The 18723-nt window shown below is 67.9% G+C and carries 8 protein-coding genes; 5 read left to right on the top strand and 3 right to left on the bottom strand.

The window, feature by feature from the left end; translation table 11 throughout:
- Positions 1-131 precede the first annotated feature (131 nt).
- Positions 132-4586 (bottom strand): LamG-like jellyroll fold domain-containing protein, encoded by a 4455-nt coding sequence (locus tag OHB44_RS11725; protein ID WP_330440791.1) that lies wholly within the window; start codon positions 4584-4586, stop codon positions 132-134.
- Between the two features lie 276 nt (positions 4587-4862).
- Between OHB44_RS11725 and OHB44_RS11730 the strand changes: the two genes are divergently transcribed.
- A complete protein-coding gene (locus OHB44_RS11730) occupies positions 4863-11309 on the top strand; it encodes an RHS repeat-associated core domain-containing protein (RefSeq protein ID WP_330440792.1) in 6447 nt (2148 codons plus the stop codon).
- A 500-nt stretch (positions 11310-11809) separates the two neighbouring features.
- The gene (locus tag OHB44_RS11735) at positions 11810-12214 is read left to right on the top strand and encodes a hypothetical protein (protein ID WP_330440793.1); all 405 of its coding nucleotides are present in this window, start codon (positions 11810-11812) and stop codon (positions 12212-12214) included.
- Here OHB44_RS11735 and glgB read toward each other — a convergent pair.
- Both glgB and OHB44_RS11745 read right to left on the bottom strand, forming a co-directional pair.
- A complete protein-coding gene (gene glgB, locus OHB44_RS11740) occupies positions 12211-14313 on the bottom strand; it encodes a 1,4-alpha-glucan branching protein GlgB (RefSeq protein WP_330440794.1) in 2103 nt (700 codons plus the stop codon). The two genes, OHB44_RS11735 and glgB, sit on opposite strands and share 4 nt — an antisense overlap.
- Positions 14301-16571 carry a maltotransferase domain-containing protein gene (locus OHB44_RS11745; RefSeq protein ID WP_442932668.1) on the bottom strand — a complete coding sequence of 757 codons (2271 nt, stop codon included), beginning with the start codon at positions 16569-16571 and terminating at the stop codon, positions 14301-14303. Before OHB44_RS11745 ends, glgB begins: the two co-directional genes overlap by 13 nt.
- Positions 16572-16688: 117 nt before the next feature.
- Here OHB44_RS11745 and OHB44_RS11750 point away from each other — a divergent pair, with 117 nt between their 5' ends.
- The 3 genes from OHB44_RS11750 to OHB44_RS11760 all read left to right on the top strand — a co-directional run bounded on the left by OHB44_RS11750 (position 16689) and on the right by OHB44_RS11760 (position 18720).
- A complete protein-coding gene (locus OHB44_RS11750) occupies positions 16689-16946 on the top strand; it encodes an AbrB/MazE/SpoVT family DNA-binding domain-containing protein (protein ID WP_238686261.1) in 258 nt (85 codons plus the stop codon).
- Complete coding sequence (locus OHB44_RS11755; RefSeq protein WP_266303107.1) at positions 16936-17391, top strand: type II toxin-antitoxin system VapC family toxin; 456 nt, start codon at positions 16936-16938, stop codon at positions 17389-17391. Before OHB44_RS11750 ends, OHB44_RS11755 begins: the two co-directional genes overlap by 11 nt.
- A gap of 384 nt (positions 17392-17775) precedes the next feature.
- Complete coding sequence (locus OHB44_RS11760) at positions 17776-18720, top strand: inositol-3-phosphate synthase (protein ID WP_238686259.1); 945 nt, start codon at positions 17776-17778, stop codon at positions 18718-18720.
- Positions 18721-18723: the final 3 nt, after the last annotated feature.

Genomic DNA, 18723 nt, shown 5'->3' on the forward strand with positions numbered 1-18723 from the left:
CCGACGCCACCATCCCGTGCCACGGCCTGTCCTCGCGGTGCACAGCCGCCCCCGAGGCCGGGAGCTCGGCCCGCACATGCGAAACCCCCGGACACCGCTTTCGCGGTGCCCGGGGGTTTCGGCCCTTCGGACTACATGAACGACCGTGAGCCCCAGGTGACGGTGCCGGGGGCGCCGTTGCCCGTGTAGAGGTTCAGGGTGCCGTTGCTCCTGCGACGGACCATCAGGTCCATCTTCCCGTCGTTGTTGACATCGCCGAGGCTGCTCATGTCGAAGTCCCGGCACAAGCCGCAGACCAGGACACGGGGGCCCCACACCGGGGCCCCGCTGGCGGCCGTGTTGGGGTAGACCCACATGTCGCCGGTGCCGGAGTTGCGCATGAACAGGTCCGGCTTGCCGTCGTTGTTGGCGTCCTCGATGTGCACGTTGTCGTATCCACCACAGGAGCCGCAGAGCAGAATCCGGTTGCTCCAGGTGATTGCGCCGCCGGTCGGGCCGTTGCCCAGGTACGCGTACATGTCCCCGGTGCTGTTCTCCCGAATGAACAGGTCGGTCTTGCCGTCGCGATTCACATCGGCCAGGTCGGACGTGCCGAAGTTGACGCACTTGCCACAGACCAGCTGGCGGGTGGCCCAGACCGGGTCGCCGTTGGCGACCGTGTTCGGGTAGACGTACATGTCGCCGGTGCTGATCTGGCGCATGAAGAGGTCCAGCTTGCCGTCGTTGTTGGCATCGGCGATGTTGAACGAGTCGTAGCCTCCGCACTTGCCGCAGACCACCACGCCGGCATCGAACGTGAGCGTGTTGTCCAGGTTCGTTCCGCGGCGCAGCAGCACGTCGCCGTTGCTCTGCCTGATCAACATGTCGCTCCGGCCGTCACCGGTGACGTCGCGGACGTTGGGTGCGAGGAGCGTCTGGGCGTAATTGCCCGGTGCGGTGGCCTCGGCCGGGTTCAACGCGCGGTCCCAGTGCTGCACGTTGCTGACCTGCCCCGAGTAGTACGAACTCGGTGCGCCCCTGTAGCGGTAGTGGCCGATGACGAACCGGCCGGTGCTCGGCCAGGACACGGCGGCGGCGGCGTGCTGTGCCGTGCCGGCGAGGTTGTTGTTGACGTAGAGAGCCATCGTGCTCGTGGTGGCGTTGTAGGTGGCCACCAGGTGCGTCCACACCCCGAGCTGCGCGTTCGGTGCGCTGATGGCCTGGTCGTACGACCAGGCGTCGCTGTCGGATCGGGCCATCCCGAAGCGCCAGGTGTTGTCGCTCTGCTCCTGCCAGAGGATGAACCGAGCGGAGCGCGTTCCCTCCTCGGAGAGGATGATCTTGCCGGCGGTGGTGGGCTTCACCCAGGCGGCGACGCTGAACGACTTGGTGGTGTCGATCAGTACCGGACTGTTGGCGCTGACCAGGCTGCCGGTGCCGTTGGCGTCCACGCCCGTGCCGGTGGCATCGGTGTTGAGCCGCAGGTCCGGGCTGAAGAGGTCACCCTCGTGCCAGTACGCGTTGCCGGTGCCGGTGAGGGTGCTGCCGCCGGAGGTGTCGGCCGCGGTCGCCGCTGTCGCTCCGGCCGCGCCGTCGTTGAGCGCCCAGGTGTGCTTGGCGGTGACCAGGCCCTGCGCCTGCTGGGTGGCGATGGCGGGCGTGCCGCCGAGGCCGGTCACCAGGTACGCCGTGGTCAGGCCGTTGGCGCCGATGGTCCACAGGTCGGGGGTGTCGTCGGAGTTGACGTCGGCGGCCCGCAGGCTCAGTGCGGCGCTGCGGTTCCAGTTGGTCGAGAGCGTGTACGGCGTGTAGGTGAGCTGCTCGGTGTCCTGGTTGTACGCCAGGTTCGTCCAGAGGTGCAGGGCCCCGGTGCCGCTGTTCCACAGGAACATCGAGGTGCTGCCGTTGACCTGGGCGGTGGAGATGGTCCAGTTGTTCCAGTCCACCCCGCCCGTCGGCGTCGGCGTCTGGGTGCTGGCGCTGTAGTAGTAGAGGCCGGGCGCGGAGGACACCGGGTAGTAGTTGAGGTAGTAACCGTTGGCGGCGTCGCCGCTGGTGCCGATCAGGTCCGGCAGGGTGGATCCGGTGGCACGGGAGTCGCCGGCGTTGGCCAGCTGCAGCGGCGCGTTGCCGTTGCCGTCGAGCAGCAGGTCACCGAGGACGCTGACCTGGTTGTTGTACGGCTGGATGACCGAGCCGTCGCCACTGCCCCGCAGGATGGTTCCGTTGCCGGCGTTGGTGCCCGCCGTGTAGTAGACGAGAACGTCCTGCAGGCCGGACCCGAAGAAGTGACCGGAGAGCACCTGGCCTCCGTTGAAGTCGGACGGGTCCTCGTTGCCGGTGACCCCGTTGCCCCGCGCCCCGATGTCGTTCACAGTGGTGCGCACCGCGCCGCTGTTCATGCCAGTGCCGAGCCAGAGGCCGGAGGGCAGCCCGTTGCGGGCGCCGACGGTCAACAGGTCGGCGACACCGTCACCGGTGAGGTCCGCGTCGGCAGTCGTGGCGGCGGGGTCCGCGTTGAAGGTGATGGTGGCGGTCTCGCCGAAGTTGCCACCGGCCGAGAGGCTGGTCACCGCGAGCGTGTTGGTGAACCGGGTCGGCGTCGTGAGGACGGTGGCAGCGCCGGCCGCGGCGGAGACGGTGACCGGGGGCAGGCCGTTGAGCTGGTAGCTGTAGCTGGTCGGCTGGGTACCGGTGCTGGGCGGCGTGATGGCGAAGCTGACCTCTTGGCCGATCTTCGACTCGCCCTGCGGCTGGCTGATCTCCGGCGCGCCGGTCCGGGTGGGGTCGAAGGTGAAGTTACAGGTCGCCGACCAGTCGCTGGCGCTCCGGAAGTCGGTCGCCTGGACCTTCCAGGAGAAGTTGGTGATCGTGCCACCGGCGGCGGCGCGCAGCGTGGCGGACGGCACGATCAGCACGCCGGTGCTGCCGGAGGAGTAGGTGAGCAGGTTCGGGTTGGACGACGCCAGGGCGGTCTGCGAGGCGTCGGCGGTCTTCCAGAGCTTGAAGCTCACCCCGAGAGTGCCGCCGTTGGGGTCGGACACCGGAGCGTAGAGGTAGACCGGGTTGTCGCCGACGGTCGACCCACCGGCGCAGGCGGTCCGCGGCGAGGTGGTCATACCGGCCGGCTTGTTCGGCTTGTGGTTGTAGAGGATCTCCAGCGTGGGGCTGGTCTGGAGGAACTCCTTCCAGCTCTGTGCGTCACTGCCCTCGTTGTCGCCGACCAGCCGCAGGGTCCGGGCGGCTGTCCGGTTGCTCGCCAGGTCGGTGGTGATCTGGCTGGTGATGTCGAAGGCAACGCCGGCCGCGGCGCAGCCGCTGTAGCCGTGGGCGAAACTCGCCGACGCCGCGAGCCGGGTGTTGCTCTGCGTCTCCCAGTAGTTCCAGGTGGCGTTGGACTTGGTGAGCACCGTGTTCGGGGCGTAGACGTTCACCCGCTTGGCCGTGCAGGACCACGAGCGGGTGTTGGTGATCTTGAAGATGGCCGAGCTGATTTCGGCACCCTTCAGGGCGCTGTAGGGCACCGGGAAGTTGATCAGCGTGTTCGAGCGCTGCTCACCGGAGTTACCCACCTGCATCCGACCGATCGGGTCGGGGGTGTTGTTCCAGTAGTTGGTGGACTGGTGCTGGTAGGAGATGCTGGCCCAGCCGGACATCCGCGGGCCGGTGGCGCTCCAGTTGAAGCTGGGGTCGATGTAGACCGGGTAGACGGTCGCGGCGTCGGTGAGCAGCTTGCGGTCGGGCTTGAGACCAAGCTTGCCGGGGGCGATGGAGACCCCGATGGCGGCGGTGCGCGCCACCCGGCCGGGAGCAGCGCTCGTCGACGCGGCGCCGCTGCGGGCGGTCGGTCCGTTGGTGCCCGACGCCGAGGAGTCCCACATGAGCGGCGCCGGTGCGGTGATGACCGCGTCGCCAGCCCGGTTCTGCCCGCTGATGTTTCCTGCCGAGTCGGCACCGAGGGTGAAGCCCTTGGTGGCGGTGGCCAGCTCGAGCGTGGCCAGCTTCGGGTTCGCCGCGGCCTTCGCGTCCTTGACCACGAAGACGTGCGAGAAGCCGCCCTGGGCGTTGACGGTCGCGGTCAGGTCCACACCGGGCAGTACGTTGGCGTAGGTGGCCGTCGGCCCGGCAAGCGTGGGCACGGGCAGGGCCACGGGCGCCGTCAGGGTGAGCGAGCGGTCCCCGCTGACCAGGTGTGCCATCGGTCCGGTGCCACCACCGGAGAGCGTGATGTCATGCGTGGTGGTGGTCGCCGTGATGGCACCGTCGGCCCGTCGGACCAGGGTGGGGTCCAGCGCCTTCCAGGTGTCCCCGACACGCTTGCGGGCCGGCATGGCGCTCTGGCTGAGCAGGAGCCGTCCGTCTGGGCGGGCGGTCAGGGTCTCCGTCGAGGTGCCGGCGGCGGTCGCCTCGACCTGCTTGCCGGTCCGCTTGGCGTGGGCCAGCGCCGCGTCCACCCCGAGCGGTCCGGCCGGTTCAGCGGCGGGTTTCGGCTTCGCCGGAGCAGCAGCGGCGGCTGGCAGGGTGAGGGGCACTGCGGCCGCGGCGATGGCGACAGCGGCCACCGCAACCGACGCGACGGCGCGTAGGCGCAGTCGTCTCTTGATCATATGTAGTTCTCCCCGTTAGTGACGTGAACGCGAGGGCGCGTCCGACCGAGCGGCCACAGTGAAGCAGTCACGCCGGCCTACGGGGAACGTCTCCGGTCACTAAATGCTGTCCTTTTAGCACTCAGTGAGACGGTTTTGATGGCATCGGAAGCCAATCATCGTTATGACTCCGTGACCTTCTTGGGTGATCAAACATGAAACATTGTTCGCGCCACGGGGGTGCCTGATCGATCACTCTGCGTGGCCCCCATCCCGTCTCGTAGAGCTGAGGTACGCATGGCCGTCCACGGGGGATTACGCCTGCTCACACGTCCCAGACGTCTCGTCGCGGTTGTCGCGGCCGCGTCGCTCGCCGCCAGTCTGCTGTCGGGCGCGCCCGCCCTGGCGAAGCCGAAGGAACCGGAGCTGGCGAAGGCGCCGGCGACGTCGCCGGGACAGTCGGTCAAGGGTGTGAAGCCGCTGCCGACCAAGTTCGTGACGCCGCCGGACGACGCCAAGTCGACGTTCACGCCGACGCGGACGGCGTGGCCGAAGGCCGCCTCGGCGCGGGTGGAACTGGAGGCGGTTCCCGCCGGTGCGCGGGCCGCGTCGCCGGCGCGGGTACGTGCCGCTGGTACACCGGTGTGGGCCGAGTCGGTGGCGGCGAAGGCCGGTGAGTCGGTCGGTGCGCGGCGCTTGGACGTGAAGGTGGCCGACCGCAAGGCCGCCGAGGCCGCTGGGGTGGATGGCGTGCTGCTGTCGGTGTCTCCGGACGCTGGCTCCGGCTCGGTACGGGTTGGTGTGGACTACGCGGGGTTCGCCGAGGCGTTCGGCGGTAACTACGGGTCGCGGTTGCGGTTGGTCCGGTTGCCGGCGTGTGCGCTGACGACGCCGACGCGCAGCGAGTGTCGGACGGGTCAGCCGTTGGCCTCGACGAACGACGCCGGGGCGAGGTCGGTGTCTGCCGAGGTGCCGCTGGCGGCGGATGCGGGCGCTCGGGCGGCCGGCGGCGTGACCGTGCTGGCGGCGGTTGCCGCGGCTGCTGAGGAGGGCGGCAAGGGTGGCACGTACGCGGCCACGGACTTGAAGCCGTCGGGATCGTGGACCGGTGGTGGGAGTACGGGTTCGTTCACGTATTCGTATCCGGTGACGGTGCCGCCGGCGGCGTCGGATCTGGTGCCGACGGTGGCGTTGTCGTATGACTCGGGCAGCGTGGATGGGCAGACCGCGTCGACGAACGCGCAGGCGTCGTGGGTGGGTGACGGTTGGTCCACGCCGCGCTCGTACGTGGAGCAGACGTTCGCGTCCTGCATGGACGAGCCGGGTGGCAGCGCGTCGCCGGTGAAGACCCCGGACCGCTGTTACGACGGCCCGTTGTTGACGTTGTCGTTGAATGGTTCCTCGACGGCGTTGGTGTGGGATGCCGCGAAGAAGGTGTGGAAGCCGGAGTCGGACAACGGTGAGGTCGTCACGCACGTCGAGAACGCGAACAACGGTTCGGGGACGTACAACACCGACTACTGGCGGGTGACTCTGCGCGACGGCACCAGTTACGAGTTCGGTCGTAACCGGTTGCCGGGGTGGGCCTCAGGTAAGGCGGAGACGAAGTCGGTGGACCACTCGCCGGTGTATTCGCCGCACTCGGGCGACCCGTGCTACAACTCGGCGGGGTTCTCGTCGTCGGTGTGCACGATGGCGTACCGGTGGAACCTTGACTACGTCACTGACACCAACGGCAACGCGATGGCGTACTACTACAACCAGGCCACCAACTTCTACGGCCGTAACAAGGGCGCTTCGGATGTGTCCTACATCCGCGACAGCAACCTGGCGCGCATCGACTACGGGTTCACCGACGGTGGCGCGTACGGCACGGTGGCGAACCAGATCGTCTTCAACACCGGTGACCGGTGCCTGTCGGGGACGTGTCAGCCGTTGAATGCGGCGAACAAGGCGAACTGGCCGGACGTGCCGTTCGACTTGATCTGCGCCTCGGGGGCCGACTGTGACGACTGGAGCCCGTCGTTCTTCTCCACCGTCCGGTTGACGTCGATCGAGGCGAGGCAGTACAACACGGCGACCTCGACCTACGAGAAGGTCGACTCGTACGCCCTGTCACACAGCATGCCCGCCACCGGTGACGGCACGTCGCCGACGCTGTGGCTGACCGGGGTCGTCCGTACCGGTCATGACACCAGCGCGGGTGGGTCGACGGCGGCGATCACGTTGCCGTCGGTGTCGTTCACCGGCATCAAGTTGCCCAACCGGGTCGACACCGCCGGTGGGTTGCCGTCGTTCTACCGGCAGCGCATCGCGACGATCACCACCGAAACCGGATCGGTGATCAGTCCCAGCTACGAGTTGCCGGTGCCGTGCACCGCCCCGGTCACCACCGACCCGGCGGCGAACACGAAGTCCTGCTACCCGGTGTACTGGACCCCGGACGGGTACACGGACCCGTTCAAGGACTGGTTCAACAAGTACGCCGTCACCCGGGTCACCTCCACCGACCCGACCGGCGGCGCCGCTGCCCTGTCGACCAGCTACAAGTACCTCGGCGGGGCGGCCTGGCACTTCGACGAGAACGAGGTCGTCAAGACCAAGTACCGCAGCTACGGGCAGTTCCGCGGCTACGCGAAGGTGCAAACCTTCACCGGCGACGGCGTCAACGACCGCCGTACGCAAGCCGAAACCGCCTACTACCGCGGCATGTCGAAGAACAACAACACGACAGTGGTCAACCTGACCGACTCCGCCGGTGGCCTGCACGAGGACATCGACGAACTCGCCGGCAAGGAACTGGAAACCACCCAGTACCTCGGCGAGAACGGCCGCGTCGACTCCTCCACCATCACCTCGTACTGGGTGTCCGGGGCGACCGCGACGCGTTCCCGCACCGGCTTGCCGGCGTTGACGGCGCAGTGGGTCGCCCCCATCAAGACCTACACCCGTCAGGCCGTCACGAGCAGCGGATCGGTGACGTGGCGCAACACCGGAACGGACAGCAGCTACGACGCGAACACCGCCAGCGCCACCTTCGGTGAACTGAAGAACACCTACACCTACACGGTGCCGGTCGACGCGGCGTACAACCAGTGCACCACCTACACCTACGCCCCGGCCAACACCACCAAGAACCTCGCCGGGCTGGTCAGCCAGACCGAAACCGTCTCCGTGGCCTGCGGCGGGTTCACCCAGGGCAGCCCCGCCTCGGTGCCCGGCAGCGTCAACACCCTCACCGCCCCGGGCAGCGTCAACCGACCCGCCCAGGTGGTGAAGGCCGAACGCAGCTTCTACGACGTGACGGACTTCTCCACCACGTTCCCGCAGGCGGCGGCCCCGTCCAAGGGCAACGTCACGATGACCCAGGTCGCCAAGGACTACACCGGCGGGGCGTACGCCTGGCAGACCACCGAGCGGTCGACCTACGACAGCTACGGCCGGGTCACCGACTCGTACGACGCCAAGGGCAACAAGACCACCAGCGGCTACACCATGAACGCCGTCAAACTGGTCACCGCGACCTCCATCACCAACGCCGCGGGACACGGTGGTTCCGTCACGCTCGACACGAAGCGCGGCATCCCGCTGGTCAGCACCGACGCCAACGGCATCGTCACCACCCAGCACTACGACGCGCTCGGCCGCGCGACGTCGGTGTGGCTGAACTCGCGGGCCACCAGCGTCGCGGCGAACCACAAGTTCGCCTACACCGTGTCGAAGACGGGCGTGTCGGCTACCACCACGCAGACGCTGAACAACTCCAACGGCTATCAGACGTCCGTTGCGATCTACGACGCGTTGCTGCGCACGCGGCAGACCCAGTCGATCACCCCGGCGGGTGGCCGCATGATCACGGACACGTTCTACGACACCCGTGGTGGGACTCGCGCGTCGTACAACGGCTGGTGGGATGACGGGTCGTTGCCGACCGTCAGCACTCCGGTATCGGCCGCGAACCTGGGCAAGCAGGTGCCGAACCAGACCCTCACCACCTACGACGGCCTGGGCAGGGCGGTCGTCGTCACCAATGCGAAGAACGGCGTGACCGTCTCGACGACGACCACCGTGTACGCCGGTGACCGCACGACCGTTGTTCCGCCTACCGGCGGGGTCGTCTCCGCCACCCTCACGGATCCGCTCGGTCGCAAGAAGGAACTGCACGAGTACAGCGCTCGTCCGACGGTGACGACTCCGGCGGACACGTTCACCGGGATGTTCACCGTCACCGGTGGTACCGCGACGGTCAGCAAGTACGGCTACGACGAGCACGGCAACCAGTCGACGCTCACCGATGCCAGCAACAACGTGTGGACCTCGACCTACAACCTGCTCGGCCAGGTCGTTAGCAGGGTCGACCCGGATGCCGGCACCAGCAGCATGAGCTACGACGCCAACGGCAACCTCGAGCAGTCCACCGACGGGCGCGGTAAGACCCTGTCGTTCACCTACGACTCCCTCGACCGCAAGACCGGCGAGTTCGCGGCGACGGTGGCGAACCAGTCGACGGCGAACCGGCGGGCGACCTGGGTGTACGACAACAGCAACAGCGTCGCGGGGGTCACCAACGCGCTAGGGAAGCTGACCACCACGACCGCCTACCGTGATGGGCAGGCGTACGTCACCCAGCAGAAGGCGTTCAACGTCTTCGGCAGCTCTCTCGGCACGACGGTCACCGTCCCGGACACCGAGGGCGCGCTCGGCGGGTCGTACGCGTTCGGGCACACCTACTCCTCGGTGCTGGGTCTGCCCCTGACGGACACCTACCCGTCCAAGGGCGGCCTGCCCTCGGAGACCGTTCTGCACGGCTACACCGGTGTGCTGGACCTGCCCACCACCCTCGCCGGTCTCGCCGGATACAGCCAGAGCGTCAGCTACGACGCCTACGGCCGGGTTGACCAGCAGAAGATCGGCTCGGCGAGCAGCCATGCCTTCGTCACCAACACGTACGACCCGCACACCGCCCGGTTGACCAACCAACTCGTCACCCGCTCCACGACGACCCCGACGACTGTGGATGAGCAGGAGTACAGGTACGACCTGGTCGGGAACATCACCCGCAAGATCAGCAAGCGGTTGGGCGCCACCACCCCGGCGGAGACGCAGTGCTACGGCTATGACGGCCTGGCCAGACTCACCGAAGCGTGGACCGGCACCGACGCCTGCGCCACCACACCCACCGACACCAACAAGTCAATGGTCGGCAACACCATCGGCGCCGGTAGCGCCTACTGGACCAGCTGGCAGATCGACCTCATCGGCAACCGCACCAAGCAGGTCGAGCACAACCTGACCGGCGGCACCGACACGACCACCACCTACGCCTACAACGGCAACGGTCAGAACAAGCCGCACACCCTGACCTCCACCACCAAGACCGGTGGGTCTACCGGCACCACGTCGTACACCTACGACAACGCCGGTAACACCACCGGCCGCAACGCCGCCCAGGGGAACCAAACCCTCACCTGGGACGACGCCGGCAAGCTCGGCACGGTCACCGGAGGCACCAGCGGCAACAACACCTTCATCTACGACGCCGACGGCAACCTTCTGTTGCAGAAGGAACCCGGCAAGAACACGCTCTACCTGCCCGGACAGCAGCTCACCCTCAACACCGCCAGCAGCGTTGTCACCGGCAGCCGCTACTACGCCCTCCCCGGCGGCGGCACCTGCATCCGCACCGGCAGCACCGCTTACACCTTCGCCATCGCCGACCACCAGGGAACGCCGACCCTCTATCTCGACAGCACCGCCCAGAACCCCACCTGGCGGCAGTACACCCCGTACGGCGCTCCCCGAGGCGCCACCGTCGCCGCACCGGACAACCACGGCTTCCTCGACAAGCCGATGAGCCCCACCGGACTAACTACGGTGGGCGCCCGCTCCTACGACCCGCTCACGGGCCGATTCATCTCCATCGACCCACTTCAAGACGCCGCCCAGCCGCAGCAATGGAACGGATACTCGTACGCCAACAACACTCCGGTGACGTCCAGCGACCCCACCGGGCTCATCCCCGATGATTGCAAGTACTTCGACTGCTATGGCTATGACGTGAAGAAGGGCTGCCCGGGTGGATGCGGCTCCACCGATAACGTGACCTATGGCAAGAAGAACAAGCTAACCAGTACCAAAATGAAGCGTGGTAAGTACGTGCCCCCGCCTCGTACCAAGTCGGCGCCGGAGCGTGACAAGTGCTCGGGCTGGTCCTTGAAATGTCGGGCCACCAAGGCGCTCACCAGCACGTACGAGACTTTCCGGGATGTGCAAAATGCAACTCAGAACTTTGTCATGGAGCACAAAAACGAGATTCTGACGGGCGCCGCCGTCCTGGCGCTTGGTGTCTGCATCGTGGCGTCTGCGGGTGCCTGCCTTGCCGTGGCGGCCGGAGCAGCCGGCATCAGCGCCAGTTACCGCGCGGTCGATTTCGGGAGGAGTGACTTTACCAAGGCGGACTACGCGAAGTTCGGCGTCGGGTTGGCCACGGATGTCGGATTGGTGTTCGTCCCTGGCGCACGTGTGCTCACGGGTGCTAACAAGGTCGTAACCCGGGCGGCGGTTAGTGTTCCGTTGGGTCGTTTGGGCCAATCAGTGACCGGGGCGAAGTTCATCAACTTCGGGACCGGTCGGTACGAGGCGGCGACACGTATCGACCCTGGGCGTGCTGCGGGCGTGGTGGGTGGATGGATCGCGACAAATCATGACCCGTTCACGGGGGCTGTAGGGTCTCTGCTGGACTGACAGCGCCTGGAGGTCGAGCATGTTCCTGAAATCCGTCGTTACAGTGCTGATGCTTATTGTAGGATTGGCTGCCATAATCTGGGTTGCCAACTGGCCTTTGAATACTCCCTGGGGAAAGGATCTCGACGCCGAACAACGTCGGATCAACGTGGCGCATAACCGGCGTCACCACCGGGGTGCAATACGAATCATGTTGCCAATCCTGGCCATCATATTCGGAATCAGCTCAGTGGGTCTGTTGGCTAACCCGAAAGCCGATCAGTTCGCTGCAGTCGTCATAGGCATATGTTCGCTTGTGTGTGCAGGCTTGTTCGGTGCGCTGATCAAGAACGGGCGCAGGCGGCAGTCTTCGACGCGGCGATAATGACTCGGGTAGAGGGCCGGTGTCAGTGATTTCTCTTCTGGGGTAACCTGCTTTCGGGCAGCAGAAACATTGCTGGCCTGCCCGGCCTTTCACGGGGCCGGGCAGGCCACCATTTGTTATTCATCAGGAGGAGATCGTGGGACAGTCATCCCGCCAGAGCACACTGAAGGTAACGTTGCGTTACCCGGCCTCCGCTTTTCTCTACCGGGCGACGAAGCCTCGTCTCCGGCTCGATGGTGTGGACGTGCCCTCGACCGGCTGGGGCGTGCAGCGGTTGCCGGTCTCTCCGGGCGACCACCGGGTTGAGGTCTGGGTGCCCTACATCCTGCCCCGCCGTGCTGGTCGAGCCCTGTGTGAGATCACGATTGTCAAGGGTCAGGGATCTGCGCTGGAGTACATGGCGCCTACAGTGACCTTCGCCCGAGGCTCCCTCGGCGCACCGGGTGAACAGGGCTCGACCGGCTACTCCACCGTCATGGTGTTTAACGTCATTGCCGTGATCGTGGTAGTGGCGGCCCTCATCGCGTTCGCGCTCACCTAAGAACGCCGCAGCCAGACGGCGCCCAGCGGCGGAACCTGAAGTGCCGCAGACGCCACCATCCCGTGCCACGGCACGTCCTCGGCGTGCACCGCCCCCATGTTGCCCACGCCCGACCCGCCGTAGTGGTGCGCGTCGGTGTTGAGCACCTCCTGCCACGTCCCGCCGGCGGGCAATCCGACCCGGTAGTCGTGCAGTGGCTGGGCGGAGAAGTTCGCCACGCACACCAGCGTCGAGCCGTCCGGGGCGATCCGGACGAACGACACGGTGTTGTTGGCGACGTCGTCGCCGGCGATCCAGCGGAACCCGGCCGGCTCGGTGTCCTGTGCCCAGAGCGCCGGGGTGTCCCGGTAGACCCGGTTGAGGTCGGCGACGAGTCGTTGCACGCCGGCGCGGGCCGGGTCGTGCAGCAGGTACCAGTCGAGGCCGCGTTCCTCGCTCCACTCCCGGTCGTCGGCTAGTTCGGAGCCCATGAAGAGCAGTTGCTTGCCGGGGTGCGCCCACATGTACGCCAGCAGCGCCCGTACGTTCGCCAGCCGCTGCCAGGTGTCGCCGGGCATCTTGCCGGCCAGTGAGCCCTTGCCGTGCACGACCTCGTCGTGGCTGATGGGCAGCACGTAGTTCTCGCTCCAGGCGTACGCCAGGGAGAAGGTGAGCTGGTGGTGGTGGTGCTGGCGGTAGATCGGGTCCTTCGAGGTGTAGAGCAGGGTGTCGTGCATCCAGCCCATGTTCCACTTGAACCCGAAGCCCAGCCCGCCGTCGGCGGTGGGGCGGGTGACCCCCGGCCAGGCCGTCGACTCCTCGGCGATCATGACGACGCCGGCGTGGTGCTTGTAGACGGTCGCGTTCACCTCCTGCATGAGCGCGATGGCCTCCAGGTTCTCCCGGCCGCCGTACTTGTTCGGGGCCCACTCGCCGTGATTGCGGGAGTAGTCCAGGTAGAGCATCGAGGCGACCGCGTCGACCCGCAGCCCGTCGACGTGGAACTGGTCGCACCAGTAGAGCGCGTTGGCGACCAGGAAGTTGCGCACCTCGTTGCGGCCGAAGTCGAAGACGTAGGTGCCCCAGTCAGGGTGCTCGCCGCGCCGCGGGTCGGGGTGCTCGTAGAGCGGTGTGCCGTCGAAGCGCGCGAGGGCCCACTCGTCCTTCGGGAAGTGCGCGGGCACCCAGTCCAGGAGTACGCCGATGCCGGCGGCGTGCAGCCGGTCGACGAGGTGGCGGAACTCGTCCGGGTCGCCGAACCGGGAGGTCGGCGCGTAGTAGCCGGTCACCTGGTAGCCCCAGGAGCCGCCGAACGGGTGCTCCATCACCGGCAGGAACTCCACGTGCGTGAAGCCCAGCTCGGTGACGTACGCGGTGAGTTGTTCGGCCAGTTCGCGGTAGCCCAGGCCGGGCCGCCACGAGCCGAGGTGCACCTCGTAGACGCTCATCGGTTCCTGGTGCGGCTGTCGTTCGGCACGCCGGGCCAGCCAGTCCGCGTCGTCCCACCGGTACGTCGAGTGGTGCACCACCGAGGCGGTGGCCGGGGGCACCTCGGCGTACGCCGCGAGGGGGTCGGCCTTGTCCCGCCACTGCCCGTCGGCGCCCAGCACCCGGTACTTGTAGCGGGCCCCGGCCCGGGCGTTGGGGACGAACAGCTCCCACACCCCGCTGGAGCCGAGCGACCGCATCGGCCAGCCGTCGTCGGGGCCCCAGCCGGTGAAGTCGCCGATCACCCGAACCCCGCGGGCGTTGGGCGCCCAGACGCTGAACGCGACGCCCTCGTCGAAGACCCGGGCGCCGAGCGCCTCCCACAGCCGCTCGTGCCGGCCCTCGCGGATCAGGTGCAGGTCCAGCTCACCGAGGGTCGGCGGGTAGCGGTACGGGTCGTCGTGGGCGGTGCCGTCGACCTCCACCCGGTAGTCGAGCACTGTGCCGTCGACCTGCGCCTCGAAGACGCCCACGTCGTGCACCCGCTTCATCGGGTGCCGCTCGTCGCCGACGAGCAGCGCGACGTCGCCAGCACCACGGCGCATCGTGCGGATCGTCGTCGAGCCGTCGGCGGGGTGCGCGCCGAGCAGCGCGTGCGGGTCGTGCGTCGCGCCGGAGATCAGCTGGTCCATCGGGCGTCCTTCGGAGCGGCGTCGGTCGGTACGGGGGCGGACGGGCGGGTGGCCGCTCGCCGCGGTGGGGTCGGAACCGGGCCCGACCGGCGGGGCGGAGTCGGAACGGGAGCTGTCGACGCAGGAGGCGCCGGAGCAGGAGCTGTCGGAGCAGGAGGCGCCGGCGCAGGAGGTGTCGGCGCAGGAGGTGTCGGCGCAGGAGGTGTCGGGACGGGGGCTGTCGGTGCGGTGCCACCGGACAGGTCGTCCGGCACGTCGGCGACGGTGAGGTCGGCCGGCTCGGTGCCCGCCGGCTGCGGCTCGGTCGGCGGGGCCGGGCGACGCACTGTCAACACGTGGGCGGGTTGCAGGTACGGGTCGAGCCGTACCGCGTTGCGCTGGCCCCAGTCGTAGCTGGTGCCGGTCAGCTCGTCGTAAACGGTGAACCGTTCGTGCCAGTCGAAGCCCAGCGCCGGCATGTCGAGGGTGGTGTTGCCCCACTGCACCTCGCGCGAGTCGAACGAGCAGATCACGAGGACCGTGTTGCCGGTCTCCGGATCGTGCTTCGACCAGCAGAGCAACGCCGGATTGTCGATCTCGTGGAAGACCAGGTTGCGGAGCTGGTGCAGGGCCGGGTTGTCTCGGCGTACCCGGTTGAGGGTGGCCAGGAACGGTGCCAGCGAGCGGCCCTGCGCCTCGGCGCCGGCCCAGTCCCTCGGCCGCAGCTGGTACTTCTCGTTGTCCAGGTATTCCTCCGCGCCCGGTCGAGCCACGTGCTCGAACAGCTCGTAGCCCGCGTACAGGCCCCAGGAGGGGGAGAGCAGCGCGGCCAGCACCGCCCGGATCTTGAACATCGGCGGGCCGCCATGCTGCAACGACTCGTGCAGGATGTCCGGGGTGTTCGGCCAGAAGTTCGGCCGCATGTAGTCGGCCGCCTCGATCAGCTCCTCGCAGTACGCCCGCATCTCGGCCGCCGTCGTGCGCCAGGTGAAATAGGTGTACGACTGCGTGAAACCGATCTTGCCGAGGCCGTGCATGATGGCCGGCCGGGTGAACGCCTCGGCCAGGAACAGCACGTCCGGGTCGACGGCCTTCACCTCGGCGATCAGCCAGTGCCAGAAGTCGAACGGCTTGGTGTGCGGGTTGTCCACCCGGAAGATCCGGATGCCCTCGCCGACCCAGTGCAGCACCACCCGCAGCACCTCGGCCCGGATGCCCTCCGGGTCGTTGTCGAAGTTGACCGGGTAGATGTCCTGGTACTTCTTCGGCGGGTTCTCCGCGTACGCGATGCTGCCGTCGGCCCGGGTGGTGAACCACTCCGGGTGCTCGGTGACCCAGGGGTGGTCCGGCGCGCACTGCAACGCCAGGTCCATCGCCACTTCCAGGCCCTGTGCCGCCGCCGCCTGGATGAAGGCCCGGAAGTCCGCCGGCGTACCCAGATCGGGGTGGATCGTGTCGTGGCCGCCCTCGGCGGCGCCGATCGCCCACGGTGAGCCCACGTCGGTCGGCCCGGCGGTGAGCGCGTTGTTGGGGCCCTTGCGGTTGACCCGGCCGATCGGGTGGATCGGCGGCAGGTAGAGCACGTCGAAGCCCATCGCGGCCACCCCTGGCAGCCGCTCGGTGGAGGTCGCGAAGGTGCCGGATCGGCCGCCCGCCGCTCCCTCTGAGCGGGGGAAGAACTCGTACCAGGCCGAGTAGAGCGCGCGCTTGCGGTCAACCCAGATCGAGTACGTGTCACCGGCGGTGACCAACTCCCGGACGGGGTGCTCCCAGAGCAGGTCGGCCAGCGCCAGCGCCGGGCCGACCCGCTGCGCCAGCGGCAGGTCGGTGTCGACCAGCGCGGTGAGCGCGTCGGCGACCCGGGGCCGGTCGGCGGTCGGCACGAGGCCCCGGGCGGCGGCGAGCACCCGCGCGCCCTCGGCCAGGTCGTTGGCCAGGTCCTCCGGCCCCTGCCCGGCGGCGATCTTCTTGGTCACCGCGTTCTGCCAGGTCAGGTACGGGTCCTGGAACGCCTCGACGGAGAAGGTCCACGAGCCGACGGCGTCCGGTGCGATGGTGGCGTGCCAGCGGTCCTGGCCGGGCTCGCCGGGGCGCATCCGGGTGAACGGCCGGCTCGCGCCGTCCGGCCCAGCCCACACCACGTTGCAGCCCAGCGCGTCGTGCCCCTCCCGGTAGGCGCGCGCCGACACCGGAATGGGCTCGTCGACCACCGCCTTGGCCGGGTATCGCCCGCACGAGACGACGGGGGAGACGTCTTCGATCGGGAACCGTCCAGTCACCCCGCCAACCTACTGCGCGAGATCCGTTCGCGCGCGGCCAAGCACCCCACCCGCTGCTTACCGTAGTGACATCGCTCAGACCGCGAGTCGGGAAGTGTCACGTATCGTTGGTATTACGTGACGGAGGTTCAGAGCATGCGGTTGAACAGCAAGGGCCAGGTGACGATCCCGGCGGCGCTGCGGGCTCGATACAACCTGCATGAGGGCGACGAGGTTGACGTGGTCGAGGAGGGTGGTGCCCTCCGCATCGTGCGAGTTCACGGTGCCGAAACCCGGGGCCAGCGCCTCGTCGGTCACATGCGGGGCCGGGGCAGCGCCAAGGAGACCGAGCACATGTCCACCGAGGAGCTGATGGAGCTGCTGCGTGGCGAGTGACCGGCTTCGGGCAGTGCCACCACGTCCGCCCGACGCGGTGACGACCCTGGTCGACACCAACGTGCTGCTGGACATCCTCACCGATGACCCCAAGTGGGCCGACTGGTCCGGTAGCGCCCTCGCCGAGGCCCGCGACGCGGGCAACCTGGTGATCAACCCCATCGTGTACGCCGAGGTGTCGGTCCGTTTCGACCGGATCGAGGAGCTGGACGAGGCGTTGCCGGCGAGGGACTTCCTTCGCGAGGAGCTGCCTTACCTGGCGGGCTTCCTCGCCGGCAAGGCGTACGCGCGGTATCGGAGGCTGGGCGGCGTGAAGCGCTCGCCACTTGCCGATTTCTACATCGGCGCGCACGCGGCCGTGTGCCGGTACAACCTGCTGACCCGAGACGGCGCGCGATACCGCACGTACTTCCCGACCCTGACACTGACCACACCGGCCAACTGACCGCCGTTCTCGTCGTCCGGCCGTCGTCCGCTTGCGCGCGGCCAAGCACCTCTCTCCGCCCCGCCCCGCCCCGCCCCGCTCCGCCGCGACGATCCGAAAAACTGCAAGATCACGCAGAATCCTGGTTGTAGTGGTGTCGCCGCGTCGGAGATGCCACTAAATCTTGGTTCGAGCGTGACCTTGATGGCGGTGGACACCCCAGGCCCGGGTTCCGGTCTCGGAGGCGGTGTCATCCACTACCGATATCACGCACGGCCTCCGTGACCCGACATCGTCGTGCCGGGAGGAGGCGCAGTTGGACGGGTGTTTGCCGGACGGCTCGTGTGCGACATCTTCCGGTGTTGGGGGCACACCACCGAGCCGAGGGTGACGTAGCCTCCGGCCATGATCGAACGGGTGAAGGTCGCGGTTGTCGGTGTCGGTAACAACACCTCCGCACTGGTGCAGGGGCTTGCTCTCTACCGCCAGAGCGGCAGCCTGGTCGGAATCCGCAGGCCGATGATCGACGGGCTCGGAGTGGGGGACATCGACGTCGTGGCGGCCTTCGCCACCTCGGAGGAGAAGATCGGTCGGGACCTGACCGAGGCGATCTTCCTGGCGCCCAACAACTTCCCCCGGCTGGACTGCGACCTGCCCAGAGCGGGTGTGCCGGTCACGAAGGGCCTCGTCGACGCGAGCGAGGTGCGACGGGTGGCAGCGGTCCTGGCTGGGGCGGAGGTGCTGCTCTACTCGGCGCCGAGTGGCCGGCCGGAGACCGCCCGGGCGTACGCCGAGGCAGCCCGCACGGCGGGTGTCGCCTTCATCAACACCACAGCCGACCCGGTCGCCCGCGATCCAGAGCTGCTGGACAGCTTCGAGGCTGCCGGTCTGCCGTTGCTCGGCGACGACCTGGCGAGCCAGTTCGGCACCTCGGTGCTGCACAACGCGCTGCTGCGGCTCCTGAGGGAGCGGGGCCTCACGCTGGTCAGCTCCTACCAGGTCAATCTGGGCGGCACCGAAGACTTCCGCAACCTGGTCGAGAACCCGAACACCAAGAAGCAGTCCAAGCTCAACGCTCTCTCGGAGGCGGACAGCGTCGAGGTGGCCCCGCTCGGGTACCTGCCGCATCTCGCGTCGCAGAAGGTGGCTCACCTCAACCTTGAGGCGCAGGGTTGGGGTGAGACAGCGGTGAGCCTCGACGTGAAGCTGAAGGTGCACGACCCGAGCGGCGCCGCCGGTGTCAACATCGACCTGATCCGCATCGCGGCCAGCGCGTTACGGAACGGGCGTGGTGGTCATGCCGCCGAGGCGACAGCGTTGTTCAAGTCGCCGCCGGGCACGGCGATCTGACGT

This window comes from Micromonospora sp. NBC_00821 (genome assembly GCF_036347035.1).
In the GTDB taxonomy this organism is placed as follows: domain Bacteria; phylum Actinomycetota; class Actinomycetes; order Mycobacteriales; family Micromonosporaceae; genus Micromonospora; species Micromonospora hortensis.